Source organism: Lyngbya aestuarii BL J (genome assembly GCF_000478195.2).
Lineage (GTDB): Bacteria > Cyanobacteriota > Cyanobacteriia > Cyanobacteriales > Microcoleaceae > Capilliphycus > Capilliphycus aestuarii.
Window position 1 is genome coordinate 1 of the sequence record NZ_AUZM01000084.1, and the last position, 24,339, is coordinate 24,339.

Annotated in this window: 21 protein-coding genes and 2 pseudogenes; 9 read left to right on the plus strand and 14 right to left on the minus strand. The window is 39.4% G+C overall.

From position 1 onward, the window contains the following. Positions 1 to 212: 212 nt before the first annotated feature. Positions 213 to 665, minus strand: a pseudogene (locus tag M595_RS23580) (reverse transcriptase domain-containing protein); the annotation flags it as partial. Positions 666 to 1,389: 724 nt separating this feature from the next. Between M595_RS23580 and M595_RS23595 the strand changes: the two are divergent. The 4 genes from M595_RS23595 to M595_RS23610 all read left to right on the plus strand — a co-directional run bounded on the left by M595_RS23595 (position 1,390) and on the right by M595_RS23610 (position 5,782). Then, positions 1,390 to 2,742, plus strand: a complete 1,353-nt coding sequence (locus M595_RS23595; RefSeq protein WP_023069050.1) for an FAD-binding oxidoreductase — start codon at positions 1,390 to 1,392, stop codon at positions 2,740 to 2,742. Positions 2,743 to 2,836: 94 nt separating this feature from the next. Beyond that, the gene (locus M595_RS23600) at positions 2,837 to 3,409 is read left to right on the plus strand and encodes a TerD family protein (RefSeq protein ID WP_023069038.1); all 573 of its coding nucleotides are present in this window, start codon (positions 2,837 to 2,839) and stop codon (positions 3,407 to 3,409) included. A gap of 139 nt (positions 3,410 to 3,548) precedes the next feature. Next, positions 3,549 to 4,340, plus strand: a complete 792-nt coding sequence (locus M595_RS23605; RefSeq protein ID WP_023069045.1) for a VWA domain-containing protein — start codon at positions 3,549 to 3,551, stop codon at positions 4,338 to 4,340. Between the two features lie 122 nt (positions 4,341 to 4,462). Beyond that, positions 4,463 to 5,782 (plus strand): family 10 glycosylhydrolase, encoded by a 1,320-nt coding sequence (locus tag M595_RS23610; RefSeq protein ID WP_040484579.1) that lies wholly within the window; start codon positions 4,463 to 4,465, stop codon positions 5,780 to 5,782. Positions 5,783 to 5,852: 70 nt separating this feature from the next. Here the strand turns inward: M595_RS23610 and M595_RS23615 are convergent, their stop codons facing one another. Next, positions 5,853 to 6,212 (minus strand): SpoIIAA family protein, encoded by a 360-nt coding sequence (locus M595_RS23615; protein ID WP_023069051.1) that lies wholly within the window; start codon positions 6,210 to 6,212, stop codon positions 5,853 to 5,855. A gap of 284 nt (positions 6,213 to 6,496) precedes the next feature. Between M595_RS23615 and M595_RS23620 the strand changes: the two genes are divergently transcribed. After that, complete coding sequence (locus M595_RS23620) at positions 6,497 to 7,276, plus strand: amino acid ABC transporter ATP-binding protein (protein ID WP_023069044.1); 780 nt, start codon at positions 6,497 to 6,499, stop codon at positions 7,274 to 7,276. Positions 7,277 to 7,539: 263 nt separating this feature from the next. Then, positions 7,540 to 8,433 carry a sulfotransferase family protein gene (locus M595_RS23625; protein ID WP_040484580.1) on the plus strand — a complete coding sequence of 298 codons (894 nt, stop codon included), beginning with the start codon at positions 7,540 to 7,542 and terminating at the stop codon, positions 8,431 to 8,433. 37 nt (positions 8,434 to 8,470) lie between these two features. Here the strand turns inward: M595_RS23625 and M595_RS23630 are convergent, their stop codons facing one another. The 10 genes and pseudogenes from M595_RS23630 to M595_RS23675 all read right to left on the minus strand — a co-directional run bounded on the left by M595_RS23630 (position 8,471) and on the right by M595_RS23675 (position 19,360). Then, complete coding sequence (locus tag M595_RS23630) at positions 8,471 to 9,388, minus strand: sulfotransferase family protein (RefSeq protein ID WP_023069032.1); 918 nt, start codon at positions 9,386 to 9,388, stop codon at positions 8,471 to 8,473. Positions 9,389 to 9,467: 79 nt separating this feature from the next. Continuing rightward, positions 9,468 to 10,385 (minus strand): sulfotransferase family protein, encoded by a 918-nt coding sequence (locus M595_RS23635; RefSeq protein ID WP_023069030.1) that lies wholly within the window; start codon positions 10,383 to 10,385, stop codon positions 9,468 to 9,470. 37 nt (positions 10,386 to 10,422) lie between these two features. Further along, positions 10,423 to 11,340 carry an Npun_R2821/Npun_R2822 family protein gene (locus M595_RS23640; protein WP_023069029.1) on the minus strand — a complete coding sequence of 306 codons (918 nt, stop codon included), beginning with the start codon at positions 11,338 to 11,340 and terminating at the stop codon, positions 10,423 to 10,425. A 14-nt stretch (positions 11,341 to 11,354) separates the two neighbouring features. Further along, complete coding sequence (locus tag M595_RS23645; protein ID WP_023069043.1) at positions 11,355 to 12,350, minus strand: Npun_R2821/Npun_R2822 family protein; 996 nt, start codon at positions 12,348 to 12,350, stop codon at positions 11,355 to 11,357. Between the two features lie 2 nt (positions 12,351 to 12,352). Continuing rightward, positions 12,353 to 13,321 (minus strand): glycosyltransferase family 10 domain-containing protein, encoded by a 969-nt coding sequence (locus tag M595_RS23650; RefSeq protein ID WP_023069033.1) that lies wholly within the window; start codon positions 13,319 to 13,321, stop codon positions 12,353 to 12,355. A gap of 63 nt (positions 13,322 to 13,384) precedes the next feature. After that, entirely contained in the window at positions 13,385 to 14,584 is a 1,200-nt protein-coding gene (locus M595_RS23655; protein WP_023069040.1) for a glycosyltransferase, read from the minus strand. 41 nt (positions 14,585 to 14,625) lie between these two features. After that, positions 14,626 to 16,634 (minus strand): annotated as a pseudogene (locus M595_RS23660) (ABC transporter ATP-binding protein). A 67-nt stretch (positions 16,635 to 16,701) separates the two neighbouring features. After that, positions 16,702 to 17,886 carry a glycosyltransferase gene (locus tag M595_RS23665; protein WP_040484583.1) on the minus strand — a complete coding sequence of 395 codons (1,185 nt, stop codon included), beginning with the start codon at positions 17,884 to 17,886 and terminating at the stop codon, positions 16,702 to 16,704. Positions 17,887 to 17,903: 17 nt separating this feature from the next. Beyond that, positions 17,904 to 19,145 carry a glycosyltransferase gene (locus M595_RS23670; protein ID WP_023069037.1) on the minus strand — a complete coding sequence of 414 codons (1,242 nt, stop codon included), beginning with the start codon at positions 19,143 to 19,145 and terminating at the stop codon, positions 17,904 to 17,906. Positions 19,146 to 19,150: 5 nt separating this feature from the next. Continuing rightward, positions 19,151 to 19,360 (minus strand): hypothetical protein, encoded by a 210-nt coding sequence (locus M595_RS23675; protein WP_009782384.1) that lies wholly within the window; start codon positions 19,358 to 19,360, stop codon positions 19,151 to 19,153. A gap of 181 nt (positions 19,361 to 19,541) precedes the next feature. On the opposite strand from M595_RS23675, the gene gloB reads away from it, so the two are divergent. Continuing rightward, positions 19,542 to 20,315 carry a hydroxyacylglutathione hydrolase gene (gloB, locus tag M595_RS23680; protein WP_023069048.1) on the plus strand — a complete coding sequence of 258 codons (774 nt, stop codon included), beginning with the start codon at positions 19,542 to 19,544 and terminating at the stop codon, positions 20,313 to 20,315. Between the two features lie 124 nt (positions 20,316 to 20,439). Here gloB and M595_RS23685 read toward each other — a convergent pair whose 3' ends face one another. Together M595_RS23685 and M595_RS23690 are read right to left on the minus strand one after the other, a co-directional pair. Further along, the gene (locus tag M595_RS23685) at positions 20,440 to 21,252 is read right to left on the minus strand and encodes a hypothetical protein (RefSeq protein WP_040484581.1); all 813 of its coding nucleotides are present in this window, start codon (positions 21,250 to 21,252) and stop codon (positions 20,440 to 20,442) included. Between the two features lie 287 nt (positions 21,253 to 21,539). Continuing rightward, complete coding sequence (locus tag M595_RS23690) at positions 21,540 to 22,382, minus strand: DUF1206 domain-containing protein (protein ID WP_023069047.1); 843 nt, start codon at positions 22,380 to 22,382, stop codon at positions 21,540 to 21,542. A gap of 126 nt (positions 22,383 to 22,508) precedes the next feature. On the opposite strand from M595_RS23690, the gene rplI reads away from it, so the two are divergent. Continuing rightward, positions 22,509 to 22,967, plus strand: a complete 459-nt coding sequence (gene rplI, locus M595_RS23695) for a 50S ribosomal protein L9 (protein WP_023069046.1) — start codon at positions 22,509 to 22,511, stop codon at positions 22,965 to 22,967. Between the two features lie 149 nt (positions 22,968 to 23,116). Further along, positions 23,117 to 24,339, plus strand: a 1,223-nt coding sequence (gene dnaB, locus M595_RS23700; protein ID WP_023069031.1) for a replicative DNA helicase, incomplete at its 3' end; no start/stop codon positions are given.

Sequence of the window (24,339 nt, forward strand, 5' to 3'; positions counted from 1 at the left end):
GGATTGTCTTAACTGTAAAACTCACCACGATTGTGACAGTAACGCCGCACTCAACATAAGAAATGAAGGCATCAGAATAATACATTTTGGCGGAGGGAACCCCGTCTCTGCTGAGGGAGCCTGTTTAAGACCAGATAACCGCGACGGTGAAAGGGCATCGGGCTGAGAAATCAGAAGCTCACATTGTACCGCGGCGGTCAGTGTGAGTAGTTCACCCACACCCGAATTTGTCTCCGAAGCGTAGGGAAGGTGTCTAGTTTTTCGAGTAGTCGTTTGTGGTTGATACGGTCGAAACATTTAGCTATATCCGCATCAAGCACATATTTAGGTTTGTACCTTATGGCATTGAAAATCGCACTGATGGCATCATGGGGGCATCGTCCTGGTCTAAACCCGTAGGAATTTGGCTCAAAAACTGCTTCCCATTCAGGTTCTAGGGCTAATTTTACTAACGCTTGAAGCGCACGGTCATACATGGTAGGTATTCCCAAAGGTCGTTCCTCTCCATTGGGTTTGGGTATCCAAACCCTTCTCGTTGGTTTAACCCTCGTACCCAGTTTGATTTTATTGATAAGCTTCATACGTGCTACTGGGGATAAGGATTTAACCCCATCCACTCCCACCGTGCCCTTGTTATCCTGGGTCACTCTACGCACCGCTATTGATGGCTAGTCGCTACCATAGGGGAAGTGCTTTCACTCCCGTGCCTGGAGGGTCAGGCTTAAACTTTCTAGGATACTCATTCTCACCGACATGGTTATTAAGTTGTCATCGGAAGGGGATTTAAGTGCGAACTCAACTTTAATCAGTTACCCCTAGTAAGCCAGTCATCCCTTTACAATAAGTAGATTTCGACTGAACGAATCGCACCAATGAACGAGAGGTATAACAAGCATAAAACTATTGATGCAACCTTAGACCTGTTAATAAGGGACATCAATGGCATTGAAGAATTAAGAAAGGAGAATGAACGGCTAAAAGCAGAAAACGCTAGATTACAAGAGTTACTAGCATTCTCTCAACGAGAAAATATGAACCTAAGAGAGATAGTTCAAAAGTTACAAGGGGGTGACAACGACAAGGTGATTAACCTTAAAAACTAACCCTTTCTGGAACTTTAAAAGCTTTCTTTTTTTGCCTCTGTTTAGAGTTCATGCGGTTTCTAGCCCCCTCAATCCTATTTTCAGAGAGATCGTTTTTTTCGCAGACTGCACCCAATTGTTTTAAAGTCGCAATTTCCGCAGTCGTTAACCCGGGAACTTCTGGAAGATTCATTTCTTGATCACAGTTGTCTGTGGAGATTTCCCAGAATTTAATTCTACTATCGAGTTTCAGGTCACAATCATGTAAAAATATTAGAAAGGATCTAAATTTTATAGAAAAAATACCATGACCGCAACAACTCAAAATATTGACTGGGATGAAATTTGTAACGAACTCTCAGAACTAGAAGTGATTCGCGATCGCACCCAACTTAGTAAACTCTCTCAAGATTATTATCACTTTAGCCCCATTTTACAACCCTTACTCCAGGATAAAACGGCTGATTTAGTTGTTCGCCCTGTTAACGAAGCCGAAGTTCTAAAAGTTGCTAAAGTTTGTGTTCAATATAAAATTCCTCTCACGGTTCGAGGGGCAGGAACTGGAAATTATGGACAGTGTGTTCCGCTAGAAGGTGGAATTATTTTAGACTTATCCAAAATGAATAAAATTAATTGGATAAAAACGGGATTAACATCAGTTGAACCGGGCGTTAAATTAGCTGCTTTTGACAAACAAGCCCGAGAACAAGGTTGGGAATTACGCATGGTTCCTTCAACCTATAGAACCGCAACCATTGGTGGATTTATTGGGGGTGGAAGTGGTGGAATTGGTTCGATTAATTATGGACAACTTCGCGATCGGGGAAATCTGCAAGCGGTGCGTGTGGTGACATTAGAAGATGAACCTCAAGTGTTAGAATTGCGAGGAGATGATGTACAGAAAGTTAATCATGCTTATGGTACAAATGGAATTATTACCGCCTTAGAAATTCCCCTCGCGCCTGCTTATCCTTGGGCGGAACTGATTGTTACCTTTGATGATTTTATGAGTTCGGCGCGTTTTGGTCAAGCGTTAGGAAACTCTGATGGCATTATCAATAAATTAATTTGTATTTGTGCATCGCCTATTCCCTCTTACTTTGCAGCGTTTCGAGAAGTCATTCCTGAAGGAAAACATTGTGCATTGTTAATCATTGCTGAACCGAGTTTAGAACCCTTTCAAGATTTAGTCCGAGAATTTAACGGTGAAGTTTGCTATCAAAAATCATCCAAAGAAGCAAATAAAGGTACAACTGTTATCGAATATACTTGGAATCATACCACGTTACACGCTCGTAGTGTTGACCCGTCTTTAACCTATTTACAAGCGTTATTTCCCCTCGATCCGGATTTGAAACTCATTGAACATTGCTATCATCATTTTGGGGATGAAGTGATGCTGCATTTAGAGTTTTTAAGAACTCAAGGACAAATGCTTCCAGCCGCCTTACAAGTGGTTCGGTTTACGACTGAAGAACGGTTAAATGAGATTATTCGCTATCACGAAGACAAGGGAATCTTGATTTTTAATCCTCACACCTATATTTTAGAAGATGGCGGCATGAAAACGATTAATCTTGAACAATTGGAGTTTAAAAAACAAGTTGATCCTCATGGTTTATTAAACCCTGGAAAAATGCGGGCCTGGCTTGAACAGTAACAGTGAGGTAGAGTCTGATTACAAAAATTTATAATTGCTACATTTAGTTGTACGATTATGAGATAATTGAAGTTAGTAGAGTTAACATCCGATTATGCCGATAAATCTAAGCAAAGGTGAAAGAATTAATCTGTCAAAAGAAGCACCTGGATTAAAAGCAGCCGGGATTGGCTTGGGATGGGATATAAACGCCACAGACACAGGTGCAGCGTTTGACTTAGATACTTCAGTCTTTATGTTAGGAGAAAATGGGAAAATTCCCAACGAAAAATACTTTGTTTTCTACAACAACTTACAATCACCCGATGGTTCAGTCAAACATCAAGGAGATAGTCGAACAGGAGAGGGTTCAGGAGATGATGAAACCATTCAAATTGATTTAACTCAAGTTGAAGCTGCCGTTGAGGAAATCATCTTTATTGTGACTATACATGAAGCAGAAACAAGACGGCAAAACTTTGGACAAGTTCGTAATTCTTTTATTAGAATTTATGATCAAACCACAAACCAAGAAATTATTAGATATGAACTAGAGGAAGATTTTTCCCGAGAGACTGCCATTGAGTTTGGTCGCCTCTATAAAAAAGAGGGTGAGTGGAGATTTCAGGCGGTAGGAGAAGGCTACAACTCAGGCTTACAAAGCTTTGTAGATAAATACGCTTCTTAGAGACTTTCTAAGCCAATAAAATTACACTAAAGAGGGGCTTCTAACATGGAATCAAAGAATGTTCCCTCTTAGAACTCAAGGCATGAATTGAGACAGACTTTAAACCGTTGATCAGCATAAAATAACGAGGATATTAACAATGGCTATCTCACTCGAAAAGCTGGAAAAAGAAGCACCTCAACTGATAGATCTGACTAAAAAAGCACAGATTTCTCTTAAAAAGAAAAACCTCAATAATCATCAGGCTAAGGTGGCACTTTGCCTTGATATTTCTGGATCAATGAGTTCTCTGTATTCCTCTGGAAAAATTCAACGGTTAGCGGAAAAAATTCTAGCTTTAGGATGTCAGTTTGATGATAATGGAGCGATTGATATATTCTTATTTGGACAGAAAGCTCATACGGTTGGTGAAATGAGTATTTTTAATTTCAAAACCTTTATTGCCGATATAGAGCAGCAATATCCACTAGAAGGAGGAACTCATTATGGAAAAGCCATCAAGATGATCAGAAATTTCTATTTTCCCCAGGGAAAAGGAGGAAGTTGCAGTCAACCTTTAACCGCCAATGAACCTGTCTATGTTATGTTTGTCACGGATGGAGCAACTATGGATGAAGCAGAGACAAAACAACAAATTCAGTGGTCTTCATTTGAGCCAATTTTCTGGCAATTTATGGCTATTGGTAAGTCACGAAAAGATGTAAAAGGAGAGGGTTTCTTCGGTTGGTTATCTAAAGCGTTTGCGAGTGATTTTACTTTTTTGGAAGAACTGGATGATATGAGTGATCGCTATATTGATAATGCTGATTTCTTTAGTTTAGAAGATCCCGAGTCAATTAGTGATAAACAACTTTATGATTTATTGATGACTGAATATCCAGACTGGCTAAAATTGGCGAAAACAAAACAACTACTAACTCACAACAGTTAAGAATGAGAGAGGAGATCATCAGAACTGTTAAACTAGAGTTAGAGAGCAAGTTATCAGGTGTCTCAAATTACAAAAATCTTGCTTTCATTGCTTCTCAAGCGCCCTACTATTTATGAAAAATTATGTCGCGCCCAAAGAAAGAACCAAGTGGATGTGGATGCGGAAGTATTCCCTTTTCTGTAATCTTCCTAATGTTAGCCGGGGGATATTGGTTGTTTACGCAGCGAGAAAATATAGACATTAGTCGTTTTTTTCCGAATGATTTAACAGCTAATATTCCCTTTTTAGATGCTTCTAAACCTGAAGAAATTAAGCCCAACTCTACCCCAACCTCTCTGCCTTTTCCTCCAATTTCTAATTCTGAAACTAAGCCACAGCAACCCGCACAACAAACAACACCAACACCAACACCAACACCAACACCAACACCAACACCTTCACCATCACCTTCTCCAACTGAGGAATTAAAGTCCAATCCGACCCCTTCTCCCCAAACACCAAATTTACCGAACCCAAAACCCACGGTAACACCATCTCCCTCTCAAACACCTTGGGATAAAAAAGTGATTCGGGGTATTTATTTGAGTCGCTACCAAGTTACAAATAATGCGAGTGAACAAATGATTCGTGAAAGAGTACGTTACTATCGCGAACAAGGAATTAATACGATTATTCATGGGGTTTGGGGAAATGCTTGTACCATGTATAATAGTGAGGTCATGCAGACAACATTGGGTTATAAAAGTTGTCCAAATGAGTTTCAAGAACAATGGCTAAATTGGTTAATTGACGAAGCCCATAAACAAGGAATGGAAGTTCATGCTTACTTTGAGAAAGGGATTAAAATAGACGAAAATAGTCCGATGTTTGATTTAGCAGTTGAACGAGGTTGGATTGTTGCAGGAATTGATCGAACTCATCCGGGAGTTGATCATTATGTTCTAAATATTGGTATTCCTGAAGTGGCTGAATTTTTTACTAAAATTGTTGTAGAATTTGTCACAAAATATCCGACGATTGATGCGGTTCAATGGGATGATTATTTAGGATATCATGCAGAATTACCGGGTAAAGTTGATCGCACGCTGAAGTTAACAAACTTTGTACAGAACACAATTAAGGAGATGAAAGCAGCTAATCCTAATGTTAGTTTTGATATTTGTCATCATAACCCCTATTGGGCGAAACGATATTTTGCAGCGGATTGGGAAACCTGGGGAGTTGATCGGGTGTTTATTCAGGTTTATGGTGAAGAAAACTTTAATGACGAACTCAAATATGTAGAAGCGAATGATGGAATTTCGATTACTGAGCGACAATTTAATCGCCTAGAAGAATTAGTAAATAATCCTAACGTCAAGAGTATTTTATTTTTTCCACTCTCTGGAAAACCGGAAGAAATGGCGAAGACTGTACATAGTTTGAACACCAAAATCAACTAACGGGATCACTCATTTTCAAGAAAACAGATGCGTTACACAGGGCTAACACATCCGTTGATTTCCAACAATTTTATAGATTTACCCATTCTAAGGCTTGTTGTTTTTGGTCAAAATGAAAATATTTAACCTCGATACTGGAAAACAGTTTATTGCTGAAGTGACTCCATTTTTCTAACCATCGTTGATCAGAGACAACCGCTTCTCGTTCAAAGTCGCGCAAATGTTGAAAAGTAAATTTGAGATCTTTCCAAAGTGCTTCAGGTGACATTCCCTCAAAACTTTCAATTTCAGCGTAAATTCTTAATTTCGGATAGAGTTTTAACTTGTCTTCGATTTCTCGAATCACTTTTTCAAAATCTGCGGTTTCAATTTTTCCCTGAACGTGTAAACCCACAACTTGATCGCTTCCAGTCGGGATAAGTTCTAGCATAATTAGCCTCCTGCTTGATTTTCGGTTAGGCTACTCTTATATTATATCTTACGGTTAGTGATTTTTTTCTGCGGATCGTTCGGCTTATTCATTTAGGAGACAGAAAAAGCGCACTCAGCGCATACAATAAAAAAGAGAGAGCTATATTGGACGAGTCAAAATCCTGGAAAGACTTTCCAAACAACTGAGATTCGTCAGAGGTTCATCATTCGTGACAAACAATGACAGATCCTTGATCCGATTAACAACTAACAATAAACTTGAAAAAATCTACCGAACTAGACATGACAAAAACTTATACAAACACAACTCAAACCCATTCCCCCGTTGATAGTGCAGCGATTATCGCGACAGATGTACACAAATGGTATGGAAACCATTTCCATGTTTTACGAGGAGTCAGTCTCAGTGTTAAACAGGGTGAAGTAGTTGTAATTATGGGGCCTAGCGGTTCGGGAAAATCAACTTTTATTCGCACATTCAACGCTTTAGAAGAATTTCAGCAAGGAAGTATTATCATTGATGGGATTAACCTTTCTCATGACTTGAAAAATATTGAAGAAATTCGTAGAGAAGTGGGGATGGTGTTTCAGCAGTTTAACTTGTTTCCCCATCTAACAATTTTACAAAATGTTACTCTCGCTCCGATTTGGGTGCGTCGATGGCCGAAAGCCAAAGCCGAAGAAGTTGCTTTACAATTATTAGAACGGGTTGGTATTCTCGAACAGGCGAAAAAATTCCCCGGACAGTTATCAGGAGGTCAACAGCAACGGGTAGCGATTGCACGGGCGTTAGCGATGCAACCGAAAATTATGCTATTTGATGAACCTACATCTGCTTTAGACCCTGAAATGGTGCGAGAAGTTTTGGATGTAATGCGAACCCTAGCGAGTGAAGGAATGACAATGGTTTGTGTCACCCATGAAGTTGGATTTGCGCGAGAAGTTGCGGATCGAGTGGTGTTAATGTCGGATGGGGTATTAGTGGAAGAAGGCACTCCTGAAGTCTTTTTTAGTAATCCAAAAGAGGAACGCACGAAGAAGTTTTTATCTCAAATTCTTTAAAGAAAAGATCGATAGGCTTTTGGGTTTAAGGAAAGGGATAAACTTGCTAGAGTCATAGCAAAGCTGATTGGTAACTCCTACAAAATCTTGATTTTAAATCCCCTTTTCCTGATTTTTTGTAAACTATAAAAGCTCATCTCAAAATAATCTGCGTATATTTTTATTGCAGTTTATTGCAGAATTTATTTATCCTGGTTTTTGATCATTATAATACAATCAAAAATTAGAATGCTTTGAAAAAGTTAAACCAACTTTGTCTAAAAATGCCTTTACCTACTTTTTTAATTGCGGGTGTCCAGAAAGCCGGGACAAGTTCTGTTTATAAGTATTTGGAACAGCATCCCCAGGTATGCTTGGGAACTGTTAAAGAGCCTAATTTTTTAGTGAGTGAGTTAACTCCAGAAAAGATTGAAAGCAATCAAGCCTACTATGAAAAACGGGCTTGGCGCTATTCTTATGACAAGTACCTTGAGAACTTCTCAAAATGTACTAATGAATCAGCAATTGGAGATGGTTCTGTTAATTGTTTATTTCATTATGAAACGTCTATCCCTCGGATTCAAAAATATATTCCAAATGCCAAAATTTTTGTTGTTTTACGTCATCCGGTTGAACGAGCGTTTTCAGATTATCTCATGCACTTACGAGATGCAATTGACAGTAAACAAACTCTCCCTTTAGTTCAGCAATCTCCTTCCTCTTTTCAGCTTTGTAAAGGATTATATTATGAGTCTATAAAAAGTTTTCAAGATGCCTTCGGAATTGAGCAATTTAGAGTTTATTTATACAATGATTTATGTCAAGATTCAATTAAAATGATGAAAGATATATACAACTTTATTGGAGTTTCAACCGATTTTGAACCCGACACATCTCAGAAGTATCAAACTGCATCAATTCCTAAAAATAGTTTAATCAATCGTTTACTCCGAAAACAAAACCCATTAAAAACCGTTTTTCGCTCAACTTTAGGAACATTATTACCCGAGAAAAAACGACAAAAAATTCGTTCTTGGTTAATTTCCGCAAACTCCCAATCTAAACAATCTGTTTCTCTTTCTCCTGAAGATCGTCAGGTTTTGTTAGACTACTACCGTGAAGATGTTCTGAAGTTACAAGATTATCTGGATCGAGATTTGTCCGCTTGGTTAAAGTAATTGAAATAAGTGAATGATCAATACTGCCAATTTTAAACTAACTTTGATACCAATGGGTTAAATCTCGTTCCAGTAACTGGCTGAGTTGTTTGATCTCAGGAGTAAATTCTTTTTGAAGTGTTTTCTTGAGTTCAGGATCTAAAGATGAGCGAGGCTTAAACTGAGTATTTGCTCTTTTTATTTTTTCTTTAACTCCTTCTAAAATTGCTCGTCTAGTCGCTTGAGGTAAAGGAATAAAATATTTACCGATTTCGAGTAGTTTTGAGGGTGGATATTTAACTAAATTTAATAAAAATCTACTCTTAACTGTTTTATTAGAATTCACTCGAACAAATTCCGGTTGAAAGTCAGGAGTCACTTCTAAAAAATTTAAAATATCTTGAAAAGCTTTTGATGTATTTTGCTGAAAATCCTCATAAAAAATTACTAAAACTTGTTCTTTTCCAAAAGTATTAAAGTAACGTTCTATCTGTTCTGAAAATTTGACCACCTCTCGATACGCAAAAAACTCTTTATTTCGACGTTCTCTCCTGATCACATTATTATTGCTGTCGAGTTCTGCTGCTAAAACCTGTTTAAAGTCTTGAATTGTTTCATTTCCATCATACAAGCGTTGACTATGAAGGGAATACAGTAGGGAAACAGGTTCCCTCAACATAATAATAATTTTAGCATCAGAATTAAAATCATAAATCGCTTTTGGTGCTTCCTGACTTCTAAGATAACTTGTAGAACCTTCTCCACACATTTTTCCCTTTCCCGGTTCAAAAAAGCTTAAATATTGCTCAAAGCTTCCTACTTTGGGCTGTGAACGTAAGTCAAAATCAAAATAATAAAGTTCTTTTTGAGGAGGAATAAACAGTTCAGGATGTTGAGCTAGATATCGACAAGTTGCTGTTGTTCCACACTTCGGCGCTCCGACAATAAAGAAAGAAGGTTGTTTTGTACTTTTCATTTTCGTCTATTCAAACTCAAGTCTATTTCTATTTTACTTAGACTGCTTTGGCTATTTTTAAAATGCTGCTTCAGAATATTTAATCCCATTCATAGGATTTATTCAAACTATTAGTCAAGCTATAAAATTGATCAATTTTTTCAGAGTCTAGTTCATTTTTCCATCGTAAATCTAACTTGATTGTAAATCCTTGTTTTTCGTAGTAATTACCATGAACTTTTTCAACTTTACTCTCTGTTTCTTGACCTTTATATTTAGCAATCAGCGAACGAGTTCCAAAGTTTCCCGTAATTCCCAAATGATCGTATTTCCAATATTCAAGCATCTCTGTTTGGAATTCTATCCCTAACATTTTACAAATTTTTTGAATTGTAGCTTCCGGTTCACTCGCGAGTTCTTCATAGCGAACAAGCATTTTACGTTCGGATGGGAACTGTTCAAAATACTTTTGATCCTCTTTCATTAAAGTAGACCATCTTTTGCTAAAATCTTCGACAGTCATGTTTTTATCCCATCGCAGATAAGAGTTCAGAACCGCCCGACCATCTCGAATTAAATGAATTAAATAGCCGTCTAGTTGTCCAGATCGAAATTCTTTAGCTTGGAGTTTTTTAGACACCCAATCTACATATTTTGAGGAGTCTATCAAGACTTGTTTATCAAGCTTTGAAAATATTAATGAATAAGGATTAAGAATCTGATCATTTCCCACCGTTTCTCGAACCCATCTCTCAATTTTTAACGGAATATAAGGATTAACTCGATGATTACTTAATCCTGCTACTAGCATTTTCATTTCTTCAGGATTAAACTTTTCTTCCCAAAATTTTCCTGGCCCTTCCCAGAAATGCAGATGACGTTGGCGGTTTTGATAAATCTCAGGAAGTTTACTAATTTCATTTAAGTCAAAGCAGTCAGGATGGCTTCCTAAGATATAGTTCAGGAGTGTAGAACCTGAACGACCAATGCCTAAAACAAATACAACTTTTTTATTCATCAAAAATTCCCCTGAATAAAGGTATAAACTGATAAGATTATGACTTAAAAACTTTTTTAATTTTGTTGATGACGTTTCCTTTCCAGTCTTTTTTTTGCTCGTTTTTTATCACTGAAGTTGGTTTAGGTTCATCAAGATAGCGGTAATCTTCCCAAATATCCCAATAGGGACATCCGGGTTCTATTTTAATTCCCGCCCAGTGAATATATTGCAGTGTTTGATTCAATTTTGGATCAAAAAGTTGATTACCCTGTCGTTGAAAATGTGGGCTTCCACCCCAACTTCCTGGTGCTTTTCCGGGTCGATTAACAATATTAAATCGTCGAGGAATTCGCTTTAAAATGAGATAATTAAAGATCGGTTGATCAGTGGTTTTTTGGGAAAAGTCAAAATATTCGGGATGGGATGAACATTCCTCGAAAGTTTGATATAAATCCTCTAGAGAAAATAAACCTTTTTTAGAAGCCCATAGCCCACTATTAAAGATGTCTTTGCATTCATCTTCTGTAAAAACACCGTCTTCTAAAACTTTAGTGGTGAAGACATTTTCAATCCCACCTTTATGCTGATAATCACAACAGAGAAAGTCGTAATCATTAAAATAGTTCAGGTTGTCAATAATTTTTTCAAAAACCACAATATCAGTATCAAGATACAGAAATTCATCGAATGGCCCAAACCAACACGCTTGTTTGCGATGTTTATTCGGATTATTGAAAAAACCCTGACCAAAAATACTATGCAAGCGGTTACAGAGTTGATTTAAAAATTCTAGATCTTCAAAAGTTTTAACATTATATTTCTCGGTAATCGCTTTCGCAACCTGTTGATGATTTTCATCAAAAGGAATCAAAATAATCGGAGTTTCTGAGTCATAAAAACGAACACTATTGAGAAGTGCTATCGTCTGCTCAATTACCCGATCATTAGCAACAATATAAATACCGCGACTCATAAAAATATCCTCAGTTAACGGCTGAACTTTAACTTCTTCAAAGCTCGTTGTAAGAAGCTGGGGGGTTGGTTGTACGGTTGGGGTTTAGAATTAAATTGCGGTCGGTTTTCGGGCTCGTGCAGATAGCGATAATGTAGAAAGACATCTCGATAGGGAAAATCTAAATTTTCTCCCGCACAAACTCGCCCAAAGATTTTAGAAGATATCCCAATATAATGCAGATAAGTTAAACGTTTCCCGTGATCATAAATCAGATGATCTTTTTCTTGGAAATGAGAGGAAGTCACACTATTTCCTGTTCTTTCCTGTTCGGGTAAACTGAGGGCTAAATTACACGTTTTTAAACCTGATCTCATCACCATATAATTTAACACCGTTTGATCAGGAGCCATCGGATATAAAACCTCCGCCTCACCTGCTTGAAGTTGATGCAAAAGTTGTTCTCTTTTGGGTTGATCAAAGAGTCCTTTTGATGCGGCATAAAACCCCGAACAAAAGATATCAGACTCGATGCGATCTGGCGGAAATAATTTCTCTAACTTTGTTGAAGATAGATTGTAAACATGAGTTGGATCTTTATATTGAAAATCATAAACAATCCAGTCATTATCATCAAGTTGTTGAAAGATTTGATCCGTAGATGCCAAAAGTAAAGTATCAGCATCCATATAAATAAACCGATCAAAAGGGCCGTCAAAGGCACAATAGCGGCGATGAGTCCCGACCCGATGATAAGGTTCATCACCAAGCTGACTCCAAGTTTGACGGGCAAACGGATGAGTATCCCAAACTTCACGAACAAAACTATCCCATCGGTTGAGGGACTCGTGATCGCTATACAGTTGAACTTGGGGGCGACGAGCAATTTCAGTTGCTATCCGTTCGGTATTATCGTCGTAGGGATATACACAAACCGATTGATCACATCCTTGATTTGCCTCGATACTATTTAAAAGGGCAACGAGTTGATCATAAACTTTGTCATTCGCTAGAGTACAAATTCCATCCATATTTAGGAAAATTGAGTAACAAATTCGGAAAGCCAGTTAAGAAGATTTAACTTATGTAAAATAATCTTTCGAGCTTCAGCAATCGCGGGTAATGCCTGATGCCAATGATCTGGCGTAGAAATTACCTCTTTTATATATGATACCCCCTTTTCATCCAGACTCGGCAATCTTAAGAAACTACCTGGTGGCAATAACTGATCTGCTGCTGAACCTCCATAATAAATAGGTAAGCACCAAGCGAGTAAAGAGTCCCACAATTTTTCACTCACATAGAGATCATTCTCAGCATAATTTTCAATTGCAAGATTATAGTAGTAAGGTGCCATGCCATGCCATTTATTACTCAGAGAACCGCGAGATTTAGACCAGTTGGGTAAATTTCGGCCATAAACATCAATTCCTAAATTAGTTTGAATAGACTTGAGAAAATCTAGGCGTCGCTGATGATTTAAACTCCGGTTAATACCCGATGTAATCCAAGAACAAGCTTGATTTTTTGTCGGCGATTCGAGAGTATCGAGTTCGCGAAATGAGTTACTATGATACCAAATTGCAGGCATATAGTCGGGTGTTTGAGCAAAATAATCGGGTCCTGAGATATAACCACAATAGTTTTTAGCCTGTTCATAATTTGCCTTATTCAGTTCAATAATTTCTTCAAGAGGAGGCTCTCGCAGTAAGTAAAGAATTTGCTCTTTCCGAACGCCTCGAAACTTATCTTTCCAGTCTGGTTCTTCTGATTTATGCTCAGGTTTAAGGACTTGCTTTAACTGTTGACGCCAAGTTGGTTGTGCTTGAGATTTCGCTGCAAAATTAAATTGATAAAGTAAGAGGAAATCGGGCTGAGGATGGTTAGCTTCCATTCTAATATTTCCCCATTTACCAAAGCTATAAGGGGTTTGTTTCCACAACCAATCATTTTGATCAAGCTGAGGATAACTTGTTAACATTCCGACAATCTTTTCGCTCATTTTACCTCGATTACTTTCTTTTAATCTGATTACTTCCTTAAGCCAAGTGTATCCAAATTTAACTCAGCGAATGAATTGAGGTTGGACAGATTCTTGTACATAAGTCATAATTTTTTTAATTCTATTTTCCCATGAAAATTGAGAAACAGATTCCATACTTTCGGTATATCCTTCAATTTTTCGTGGATATTTTGAGAGAACCTGTTGCAGGGTTTGGACAAACGGATCAACCTGATCGGGTTCACACCAACCCGCTGCCATTTTCAAAGACTTGAATTCTTTTAAAGGCGGAATTTCCGTGGCGACAATGGGAGTTCCTGAAGCCATGTAGTCGAAAAATTTAAGCGGAGAGGTGAAAGTCGCAGCAGGAGTCATACAATGAGGATGAGCCAAAATATCAGCCGCTTGCAGTAAGCTAGCTAGTTTATTTTGCGGTAAATGTCCAAGAAATACAGCATTACTCGCTTGTTTTTCCTGGGCTTGGACTCGATAGGCTTCGACTTGTGAGAGATCTCCACCCGCAAAAGCAAATTGAATTTCCGGTAACTTTTGAGCAACATCTAAGAGAAAATCAACCCCTTTAAACTGATAAAGTCCTCCTGCATAAACAACGAGATGTTGGCGATTATTTTGCAGTATTTGTTGACGCCAAGCTTGGGCTTCTTCTGAATGACGAGTTAGAAATCCCTGATTAAATCCGTTGTGGAGTTTTACTGTTTTTTCTGACGGCATTCCCTTTTCAATTAAGCTTTCCCGAACATTATCTGCTACCGTGATTGCCACTTGAAATAAAGGTGATCTTACAATTTCAGCCGGAAATGTTGTTTCATTGTAATGATGCTGTTCATAAATAACAGGAATTCCTGCTTTTATTGCCGTTTTTACACAATTCCAATCTCGGGTATGAATCAGTTGAGTTTTTGGAAAAATATGAACTGGAAAATAATATTTAGAAATAATTGTGTTAGAGCTAGTCCACTTTCCGCCCCAAGTTTGATCAATTGGCCAAGGAGTGGGAAGCGGTGCAACTTTGAGTCTGTCCTTTAAATTATAAGCACTAGAAAGATGCTCGTCCGGTTTTCTCGGTTGAAAAGGCTTTAACAATTCGATGGGGTTGGCTTGTTTGGAAGGGGCGAGATAAGCTAAAACAGTGGGATACCCTAGATTAGCAGCAGCATTAGCAGAATGAGCCACTTGTACCAAGCTTGCTACATTGGTTTGAGGCATGACCCGACGAGTAAAAAAAATGTAGTATTTGATCATCAAATTTCCACCCTTAAGTGACTAAGTATTCCCATTGCTATTTAATTTTTATCCAGTCTCAGTTTCACACTTTCTTCAATAAATTCTAAACTTTCGAGAATTCGGATGGCTGAATGATAAGATTCATTCAATAACTCGCGTCTTTCCTCTATATCTTCTATCATGTCATCTCCTAATAATTGAAGAAAACCAATCATGGGATTGAGTCGGGTTCGTACATCATAGGAACTTCTAATAATTGCCCGATCCCGTTCTGCTTCATCAGCAAATTGTAAAGAGTACAAACGAGCATATTGACCTCCTTTTGCTAATAAGTCATTATGGGTTCCTAACTCAATTAATTGTCCTCGTTCAAGAACAGCAATTTTATCCGCTTTCTGGATAGTCGAAAGACGATGAGCCACAACAATTGTCGTTCGGTTGCGGCTGAGTTCGTCAATTGCTTGTTGAACGAGACGTTCTGAAATAGTGTCTAAAGCACTGGTTGCTTCATCTAAAATAAGAATTTCTGGATTTTGGAGTAAAGCTCGTGCAATTGAGATGCGTTGTCGCTGACCCCCTGAAAGGAGCAAACCCCGATCCCCAATTTTTGTATCAAACCCTTCGGGTAGTTGTTCAATAAATTCATAGGCATTGGCTCGTTTAGCAGCCTCAATAATTTCTTCTTTAGTCGCATCAGGTTTGGCATAGGCAATATTTTCTAAAACAGATGTATTAAATAAGAAGGTATCTTGACTCACAATTCCCATCGCTTTTCTTAAGCTTTTGAGATCAAATTCATTTAAGTTTTTTCCATCAATTTTGATTGCACCTGCTGTCGGATCATAAAATCTAGGGAGTAAATCTGCTAAGGTTGACTTTCCTGCTCCTGAACCTCCCACTAACGCTAGAGTTGTGCCTTGAGGAACGTAGATCTCAATATCATTTAACACGGCATTTTCATGGTCAGGATAGGTAAAGGAAATATGATTGAAATGAATCCCTTTTGTTAATCCTTGAAAAACAATTTTGCCCGATTTCATAATCGGTTTGTTCTGACGATTGAGAAAGTCTCGAACTAATTCTACACCTGCATAGGAATTAGCAAAACGACTGCGAGCGCCGTTCAGGTTGGAGAGTAAGGGAAGTGAGCGAAATAAAATGAATAGGTAGGTTAAGATAACTGTTGATAGATTCTCGATTGTATCTGCGAAAAAAAGACGACCCAGTAACACAATTAAAAGCAAGACGATTATACTAACAAATTCATTAATCGGAGCAATCGCTGACTCATTGACTTGATTTCTAAAACTAACTTTCTCTCGCTCTCGAATCAAAGCAACTAAGCGTTCATTTTCTTGAGTTTCGTTGGCGACAGATTTAACTAAACGAATTCCATTTAAGGTTTCTAAAGTCGCGATTGAGTAAGCTCGGGTCACTTGGGTTACTTCTTCGCCAAATCGTTTTGACCGTTTAATAAAAAACTGATTTGAAAAAACAACAATTCCAATTAAAAATAGAGAAACTAATGTTAATTGCCAAGACTTCCGATCTCTAAGATAATTGCATAGATAAATAAAGTTATAGAAACCGTAAACATCTGAACCAAAATACTAATTGCTGTAGAAGTTCTACCGATTTCTCCAGAAAGTCGATTCATCAAATCTCCTACTCGACTTTTGGCATAAAAATCTAGATCAACTTCTAGTAATAATTTAATTGCCTCTCGACGGAGATCAAACGTTAACCTTCTGCTCAAAGCACCTGCAACCAAACCGGACAAGTAAGTCGTTAAGTTTTTTAAGCCAATTGCTAAAACAATTGCCCCTCCCATAACTAGAAGGCGATAGTCTTCCGGAACGGCATCAAAGGGAGTAACTAAAGCTCGAATTAACGGAGCGCTCGTGGGAATTTGTACCTCTTGACCTAAAACCGTCAAGATAATGGGAACAATTAGTGTCGTACTCACCCCATTAAACACTGCACCGGATAATCCTAATATAATGGTCAGGACAATTTGGAGGGGATAGCGTTTGGCGTAGGTCAGCAGAAAAGAAAGGTTAGGAGACATAATAAAAAACGACCCTTATAATTAATCGATTTGAACCTAAAGCTGAGATATAATCTATTTTAAACCTTTATTTTTTAAGAATTTCTGTAATTAATTCAGAAAGAATATTTGCCATTGTTGTAATACTATATTTTTCAACACATCTTTGTCGAGATCTCAGCCCTTGCTCACTTGCCGCTTCATAATTTTCTAAGATGTATTCAATTGATTCTGCCTGTTGCTCCGGTGAACTCGGTTCGACGAGATAACCCGTGTCTCCCAAAATTTCGGGAATATCTCCCACTGTGGTTGCTAAAATCGGTTTAGCCATTGCCATCCCATCTGTAAGCTTCAGAGGAAACTGAGCTTGAGCCGCAGGAGTATCACGCTGAGGAACAACAATAATATGAGCCGCAGAGACAACCTCGGGCATCTCTAAAGCGGAATACTTAGGCATTTTGATGATCCAACGTCCCCATTTTTCCATTAACTGACTATCGTAATCATCATAAGGACTACCGCCGACGATCACCAATCTCAGATCAGGCTTATTGAGCAAGTCTAATGCCATGAGAACATCTTCGACCCCTTTATAAGGTCGAGGAGCGCCGGGAAACATTAATACCTGATAATCACTTAACCCAAAACGTTCTCGACTCACCTCTGGATTATAATGAACTGGATCGAATAAATCGATATCTTTGCCATTCGGTAAATAAACCCCACCAAAGCGTTTTTGCAGAAATTGATTATGTAAAGTGACTCGATCCGCTTGAGAAACCCATCTCTCGATCAATTTTAAATAAAACGGATGATCGGGTTGACGGAAAGCTCCTTCAGGCTTGAATAGATCCCGGGCAAATTGTTTGAAGGTTGAACGATATTTCCAGTTTTCTCCTCCATGCCAACTTAACTCCCAATCATCAATATCTAACAACACAGGCTTATGGGTTTGCACCTTTTTCAATAAAGATAAACCAAAGCTCGTTGGTTTCAGCTTGTACGCATAAATAATATCTCCAGTTATTTTTTCCAGCAACTTTTGAGCCGAACGGAAAAATTGAGGATAATACTTAGGACTAGCGATCGCCACAATCGGCACTTGAGTTTGACTAATACTAAGCGTTTGATCTTCTTCATCCACAAAGCCAACAATTTCGACTTCGTATCCTATTTTTTTGAGGGCTTGAGACAGTAAAAAAGGACGAACAGCACCTCCCCATCTTCCCGCTCCACTGCTTGATAAATCACTAACAACTAAGGAAATTTTGATCAAATTTGCAAGCCTCCTCACGATGGAACTTTCGACTTATCGACTTGCGTGACTCGCCAGCTCAACTTTAGATTAACCCAGAAATTCCAGAACGTCACGATCGCGATCGCGATCAGTTTGGCGAGATATTCATTCATCCCCAAACCCCGAGAGAGTAGATTAACAATTATTGCATTTAAAACCAATCCCGTTAAACAAACGATATTAAACTTTAAGAACCTTTTAAACCCCTTCCCCCAACTCCGTTGTTGATGAGCCAGGTCTGCAAACGTCCATCGGTCATTCCAGAGAAAATTGTTAACAATTGCAATCTCACCCGACAAAATCACACTCAAGGTCAACCCCAAACCCAAATGACGAAAGAGGTAAAACATCGTCATATCAACAAACACCCCGCTCAACCCCACGACTCCAAACCGCAGAAATCGTTGAACCGGCCATAACATTAACCGCAATCGGATCAGGTGTTGTACATATTCAACATACTGCTTCCAAGTAACCTTACTTGCCCCTTCACTGCGTTCTTGAAAGACATAACCCACTTCCGCAATCCAGCGACTATGACCTTGAGCTAACACCTCAATTAAAATCTTATACCCAATCGGACTTAAAACTTGGTCGGCGATCGCCTCTCGCCTCACCAAAAAATAACCGCTCATCGGATCAGACACCCGACTGACAATCCCCGGTAAAATCACCAGTCCGAGAACCTGCGCCCCCCGAGACAGAAAGCGTCGCCCCAAACTCCAGTCACTCACTCCTCCGTGATCGACATGACGACTCGCCACCGCTAAATCAGCCCCTTTGTGAATTTCAGCCCAAAGCTGGAGAAGTGTTTCCGGGGGATGTTGCAAATCTGCATCAATCACCCCTAAAATCTCACCATTCGCCACCTGCCAACCCCGAATTACAGCCGTTGAAAGTCCCCGTTGGTGTTGACGACGCATCACCCGCAACTGGGGATAAACCCAACAGAGATCATTCACCGTTTTCCAGGTCAAATCGGGGCTATCATCATCAACAATAATCAGTTCATACTCATCTCTTAGAACCCGATCCAGCATTTGACTCAACTGGGCGATCATTTGCTGAATATTTTCACTTTCGCAATAAGTGGGAATCACTAACGACAGTCGAATATTACGATGATCAGGTGTAGCTTGTGTCACCCGGTTCCCGATAATCAATAAACCTGTCGGTTCCGGGACAAGACGAGGAGATTGACTGGGACTCGGAAGATCAGGATGGATCTGGGACATTCACTTTAGAAGTCAATAACAGTGAAGCGACTGGTTTGAATATAGTCAAAAATACGGTTAATCTGATTGCGTTGAGCATCAGTAATCTGACTATCTGAAAGGATCACCGACATCAGCTTCAGATACTCACTGCGATCAAGCTGTCCCGATGTCAGGATACGATCTAACATTTGAGTCAGAGTAGGATTAGACTGATTTTGATTTAACCAACGCATAAGCTACCATTCCTGGATTATTCCCTTAAAAGGATTCGCTACAATATCGGAAGTTGCTCCAAGTTGAGCCAAGATTGAATGAACAGAGCAATTGTACTCGAAACTTAGAAATTTTGGATGCTTGACTCTCAGTATCCCCGATCACAAGACTTCAAAATATCAGACAAGGAGACCATTTTTCATGCAGGTTGAGCGACTACCCGTATTATCAGACAATTATATTTTTTTACTCTACGATCCCACTTACAATATAGCCGCCGTGGTTGATCCGGCTGAAGCCGCTCCAGTTCTTCATCGTCTGCGAGAACTCAATGCTGAGTTAGTCACCATTTTCAATACTCACCATCATAGCGATCATGTGGGGGGAAATCGTCAACTGCTTCAACATTTCCCGCAAGCGACGGTTTACGGAGGGGCTGAAGATCAAGATCGCATTCCCGGACAACAAATATTTCTCTCCGAAGGCGATCGGGTAAAATTTAGCGATCGCCCCGGCGAAGTCTTTTTTGTTCCCGGACACACCAGGGCGCATATTGCTTACTATTTTCCCGCTCAAACCCCCAATGAACCGGGCGAGTTATTCTGTGGAGATACTTTGTTTGCGGGGGGTTGTGGTCGTTTATTTGAGGGAACACCGCAACAAATGGTCAGTTCTTTAACAAAATTACGTTCTTTACCGGATAATACCCGTGTTTGGTGCGCTCACGAATATACTTTGAAAAATCTCAAATTTGCCCTCACGGTTGATGACAACAACGCGGATTTAAAACACCGTTTTGAGCAGGTGAAAGTGGCTCGCAGTCAAGATATAGCCACAGTTCCTTCTACAATTGGACTGGAAAAGTTGACGAATCCGTTTATGCGTTGGGATGATGTGGCTCTCCAGTCGAAGGTAAAAAGTCAAGATCCGGTTCAAACCTTTGCTCGTTTGCGAGGAATGAAAGATCAATTCTAAGTATTCAAATTTTGAAAATTAGGAGACTAACTCCAAAGATACGAAGACACAAAGAATTTTCTCTGTGTCTTGTAGTGTTTATTTTTAATCTTCGTGAAGGAATAAGTCCTTTATAAAGATTAGATTATAGGGCAGAAGGATAAATTTCATCAGCTACAAATACAGGCTTATTCTCATACTCGGCTTCAATTTCTTGTTGAAAATCTAAATCCCAAGTCAGATCATAATCACGCTCAAATTCGGCTTTAACAAAAGGACGCAAAGTTCCGACAATAGTCACACTTTCACCGTCGTTAACTTGGGGATCGGGGTTAGCCGTAATCACCAATAAATCTTCACCCCCAAAAAGTTGTTCTTCATCGACGGTAAAGACACCCGTGCTTCTGATTTCTTCAACCTCTCCTTGTACCGCAATCCGCTGATAATAGTAAGTTTCGGGGTTGGCGGTGATGTCACCTGGATCGGGGGACAACGCAATAGACTGAGCAATTACCGCAGGCTGTTGTTCATATTCTGCATAGAGATTCGGATCGAAGTCCAAACCGTACTCAGTTTCAAGATCTGCGATCACAAAGTTCCGCACTTCTCCTGTAATTTGAACTTGGTTTTCTGTTCCTTCTGGAAGAGTTATTCCTTCGCCGGAAGCATTGACCACTAATATTTCTTCGCCGCCCAAGAGTTGTTCATCATCCATTAGAAATGATGCCTCACCGACAACTTCATTAACATCTCCTCGAATGGTGACGGTTTCACCAACATAATTAGAGGTTTCCTCGGAAACTTGTTGGGTGGTGACGTTTTCTAAAGCTTCTTCTCTGGTTGTTGTTTCGTTTGTACAGGCGGGTAGAAAAGTAGCAGCCATTAAGGATAATGCGATCGCTCCTAAACGAATATTTTTACGATTTTCTGATTTAGAATTGGGTAACATATTAATCATGTCTTTCAATTTACTTTTACTTAACGAAATTCACTGAATCTTCGTCTGTCAATATTTTTTACACTTCATCTGAGAATATAGCTCCCAAATTTACTCCGTGTTGGTTCGACGTTCAGTAATCCTAAATATATCAGTTCCCTCTAGGGAGGCGATTCTCCCAGAAGAAGGATTTCACTCACTCTAAAGGATGAGATGAGAGTCTATACGAGTCTAGATGATTTGAAATAATTTTTGCTCTTTGCTCAATTCTGCAATTGATCAATGTGTCTAAACTCAGGAGAAATACTTTAAACCCAATCGCGGCTATACAAGGCGACCACGAACATATAAATAGCATAAGCCATAAAGCCAAAGGCAATCCCGCCTAGCCACAGCGATCCAAAAGGTTGATTTTGAAGTTGTTTTAAGGCGTTGGCGAGTCCACCAGCAGGATCGGAGCGAACTAGAAATGTCGCTTGCACTAAGAAAATGCCAATGGTAATAAAACCAATTCCTCGGGCTGCTATTCCGACTTTCCCGATACCAATCGCCCAGGTTTTCACCTGATGATTGAGAGTAGAATTAAACTCCCGAATATAACTCCCGCTATAAGCCCCATACAAGTAAGAACATCCCACGCCTATTGTCGCGATTCCGCCGATAATCACGAGCCACAGTCCAAAAGGTTGCTTAAATAATTCAGCAGCCAAGTCCTCAATCGTATCATCATTTTCTGCATCTAAACCGATTAATAACTGACTGGCTGTGTAAATAACACCGCTATAACTTAATCCACTCATCAAGTAGCCACATCGATGAATCAGGCGTTTGAGATTGAATTCACCCGAATGTTTGGGGTCAAATAGAGCTTGAATTAATCGTCGCAAAACATAACCTGTTAAGCCAATGATTAAAAGACCAATCAGCAGTTTTCCCAAGGGCTGTGCGGCAATTTTTAGCAATATGCCGTGAGTCCCTACAATCTCTTGATTCGTTTCAAATATGGCAATTATGGCAAGTAACCCAATACCTCCATAGATGCTACCTTTAGCGACAAAACCCAAGCGAATCAAGATTTCAATCCATTGATGAATTGTTGTGTGCTGAAATCGTTGTTTGACTTGACGAATCGGATGAACATTTTTGGACATGAATTCGGGAGGTTAGGAGATGGGGATATGGGTCACTCAATCAAATTTTCTGTAGTGTCTCTTGCGATCGCATCACTCAGGTCGCTATTATAGAGTGTTTGGGTTAAAAGATTATTAGGAACGATCATGGCAAAACGTGTTCAAGTTGTCCTCAGACAGGACATTAGCAAACTGGGTCGAAATGGGGACTTAGTAGAAGTGGCTCCCGGTTATGCTCGTAACTACCTCCTTCCGAAAAGTTTAGCAGTGCGAGCGACTCCGGGTATCCTCAAACAAGTGGAACGTCGTCGGGAAGAAGAACGTCAACGACAAATCGAACAGAAACAAGAAGCGCAAGCCAGCAAAACCGCTCTGGAAACCATTGGTCGCTTTACCATTGCCAAACAGATGGGTGAAAATGAAGCGATTTTTGGTACGGTAACGGCGGCTGAACTTGCAGAAGCGATTCAAGCCGCGACCAATAAAGAAATTGATCGTCGTGTTATTACATTACCCGATATCAATCACATTGGTTTTTATAAGGCAGAAATTAAGCTGCATCCTGAAGTTACAGCAGAAATCGAAGTTCACGTTGTTCCGAGTTAGGATAAGCCGTTATCAGTATCAATTGATGACGACTCATCACGCCGGAGTTGCTTTTGGGTAAACTTAAACTGAGAGCGCAATTGTAAACAGACGTTCTCTGTGAGCGTCTGAAACTACTGATAACGGGTTGTTTTTATTGATTCTGAACTATGAAAAATCGATCTAACTTTCAACTCCCTAGCGATCGCTTACCTCCCCAAAATATTGAAGCAGAGGAGGCGATTTTAGGGGGGATATTACTCGATCCCGAAGCCATTAGTCGAGTCGCTGAATTGTTAGATCCGAGTTGTTTTACTATTCTTGCCCATCAAGCGATTTATCGCACAACGCTAAATTTACATTTACAAGGAAAACCAACTGATCTAATGACTGTTACCACTTGGCTTGCTGATCACAATCAGTTAGAAGAAGTGGGCGGACAAATGAAGCTAGCACAACTGGTTGATCGAACTGTTTCTGCGGTGAATATCGATCAATATGCTTTGTTGGTGATTGAAAAAGCCATGCGCCGCAATTTGATTAAAGCCGGACATGAAACGATTGATTTGGGTTATGATACAACGGTTGATATTGAAGAAGTCTTAGATCAGGCTGAACAACAAATTTTTAATATTACTCAAGTTCGTCCGCAACAAAATTTAGTTTCAATTGCTGAGACGCTGATTAATACATTTCAGGATATCGAAGATCGTCACGAAGGTGTTGCCCTTCCGGGTTTAAATTGTGATTTTTATGATTTGGATGCGATGACGGGCGGGTTTCAGCGCTCTGATTTGATTATTGTTGCGGGTCGTCCTTCGATGGGAAAAACGGCACTTTGTACGAATATTTCCTATAGTATTGCTAAAATTCATAAGTTACCTGTGGCGATTTTTAGCTTAGAAATGTCGAAGGAACAGTTAGTTCAAAGACTGCTTTCTAGTGAGGCAAAAATTGAAAGTAATCGCCTACGTTCTGGGCGAATTAGTCAGAGTGAATGGGAACCGTTAACAATCGCAATTGGGACGTTATCAGAATTACCTGTTTTTATTGATGATACCCCTAATATTACTGTTACAGAAATGCGTTCTAAGGTACGCCGTTTACAAGCAGAACAGGGCGGCGCAATGGGGTTAGTTTTAATTGATTATTTGCAACTAATGGAGGGTGGGAGCGATAATCGGGTACAAGAATTGTCTCGAATTACGCGATCGCTCAAAGGGTTAGCGAGGGAATTAAATGTTCCGGTAATTGCCCTTTCACAGTTGAGTCGGAGCGTTGAATCTCGGACAAATAAACGCCCGATGATGTCTGATTTGAGGGAATCTGGTTGTTTAACAGGTGATAGCTTAATCACATTAGCAGATACCGGATTACAAGTACCAATTAAAGA

What these genes read in the sequence shown, in the direction of transcription:
- M595_RS23625 (WP_040484580.1), top strand. Translation starts at nt 7,540, where the DNA reads ATGCCTTTACCTACTTTTTTAATTGCGGGTGTCCAGAAAGCCGGGACA.
- M595_RS23670 (WP_023069037.1), bottom strand. Translation starts at nt 19,145, where the DNA reads ATGTCCCAGATCCATCCTGATCTTCCGAGTCCCAGTCAATCTCCTCGT.
- M595_RS23650 (WP_023069033.1), bottom strand. Translation starts at nt 13,321, where the DNA reads ATGAGCGAAAAGATTGTCGGAATGTTAACAAGTTATCCTCAGCTTGAT.
- M595_RS23635 (WP_023069030.1), bottom strand. Translation starts at nt 10,385, where the DNA reads ATGAATAAAAAAGTTGTATTTGTTTTAGGCATTGGTCGTTCAGGTTCT.
- M595_RS23675 (WP_009782384.1), bottom strand. Translation starts at nt 19,360, where the DNA reads ATGCGTTGGTTAAATCAAAATCAGTCTAATCCTACTCTGACTCAAATG.
- M595_RS23640 (WP_023069029.1), bottom strand. Translation starts at nt 11,340, where the DNA reads ATGAGTCGCGGTATTTATATTGTTGCTAATGATCGGGTAATTGAGCAG.
- gloB (WP_023069048.1), top strand. Translation starts at nt 19,542, where the DNA reads ATGCAGGTTGAGCGACTACCCGTATTATCAGACAATTATATTTTTTTA.
- M595_RS23630 (WP_023069032.1), bottom strand. Translation starts at nt 9,388, where the DNA reads ATGAAAAGTACAAAACAACCTTCTTTCTTTATTGTCGGAGCGCCGAAG.
- M595_RS23645 (WP_023069043.1), bottom strand. Translation starts at nt 12,350, where the DNA reads ATGGATGGAATTTGTACTCTAGCGAATGACAAAGTTTATGATCAACTC.
- M595_RS23655 (WP_023069040.1), bottom strand. Translation starts at nt 14,584, where the DNA reads ATGATCAAATACTACATTTTTTTTACTCGTCGGGTCATGCCTCAAACC.
- rplI (WP_023069046.1), top strand. Translation starts at nt 22,509, where the DNA reads ATGGCAAAACGTGTTCAAGTTGTCCTCAGACAGGACATTAGCAAACTG.
- M595_RS23610 (WP_040484579.1), top strand. Translation starts at nt 4,463, where the DNA reads ATGTCGCGCCCAAAGAAAGAACCAAGTGGATGTGGATGCGGAAGTATT.
- M595_RS23690 (WP_023069047.1), bottom strand. Translation starts at nt 22,382, where the DNA reads ATGTCCAAAAATGTTCATCCGATTCGTCAAGTCAAACAACGATTTCAG.
- M595_RS23620 (WP_023069044.1), top strand. Translation starts at nt 6,497, where the DNA reads ATGACAAAAACTTATACAAACACAACTCAAACCCATTCCCCCGTTGAT.
- M595_RS23605 (WP_023069045.1), top strand. Translation starts at nt 3,549, where the DNA reads ATGGCTATCTCACTCGAAAAGCTGGAAAAAGAAGCACCTCAACTGATA.
- M595_RS23600 (WP_023069038.1), top strand. Translation starts at nt 2,837, where the DNA reads ATGCCGATAAATCTAAGCAAAGGTGAAAGAATTAATCTGTCAAAAGAA.
- M595_RS23685 (WP_040484581.1), bottom strand. Translation starts at nt 21,252, where the DNA reads ATGATTAATATGTTACCCAATTCTAAATCAGAAAATCGTAAAAATATT.
- M595_RS23615 (WP_023069051.1), bottom strand. Translation starts at nt 6,212, where the DNA reads ATGCTAGAACTTATCCCGACTGGAAGCGATCAAGTTGTGGGTTTACAC.
- M595_RS23595 (WP_023069050.1), top strand. Translation starts at nt 1,390, where the DNA reads ATGACCGCAACAACTCAAAATATTGACTGGGATGAAATTTGTAACGAA.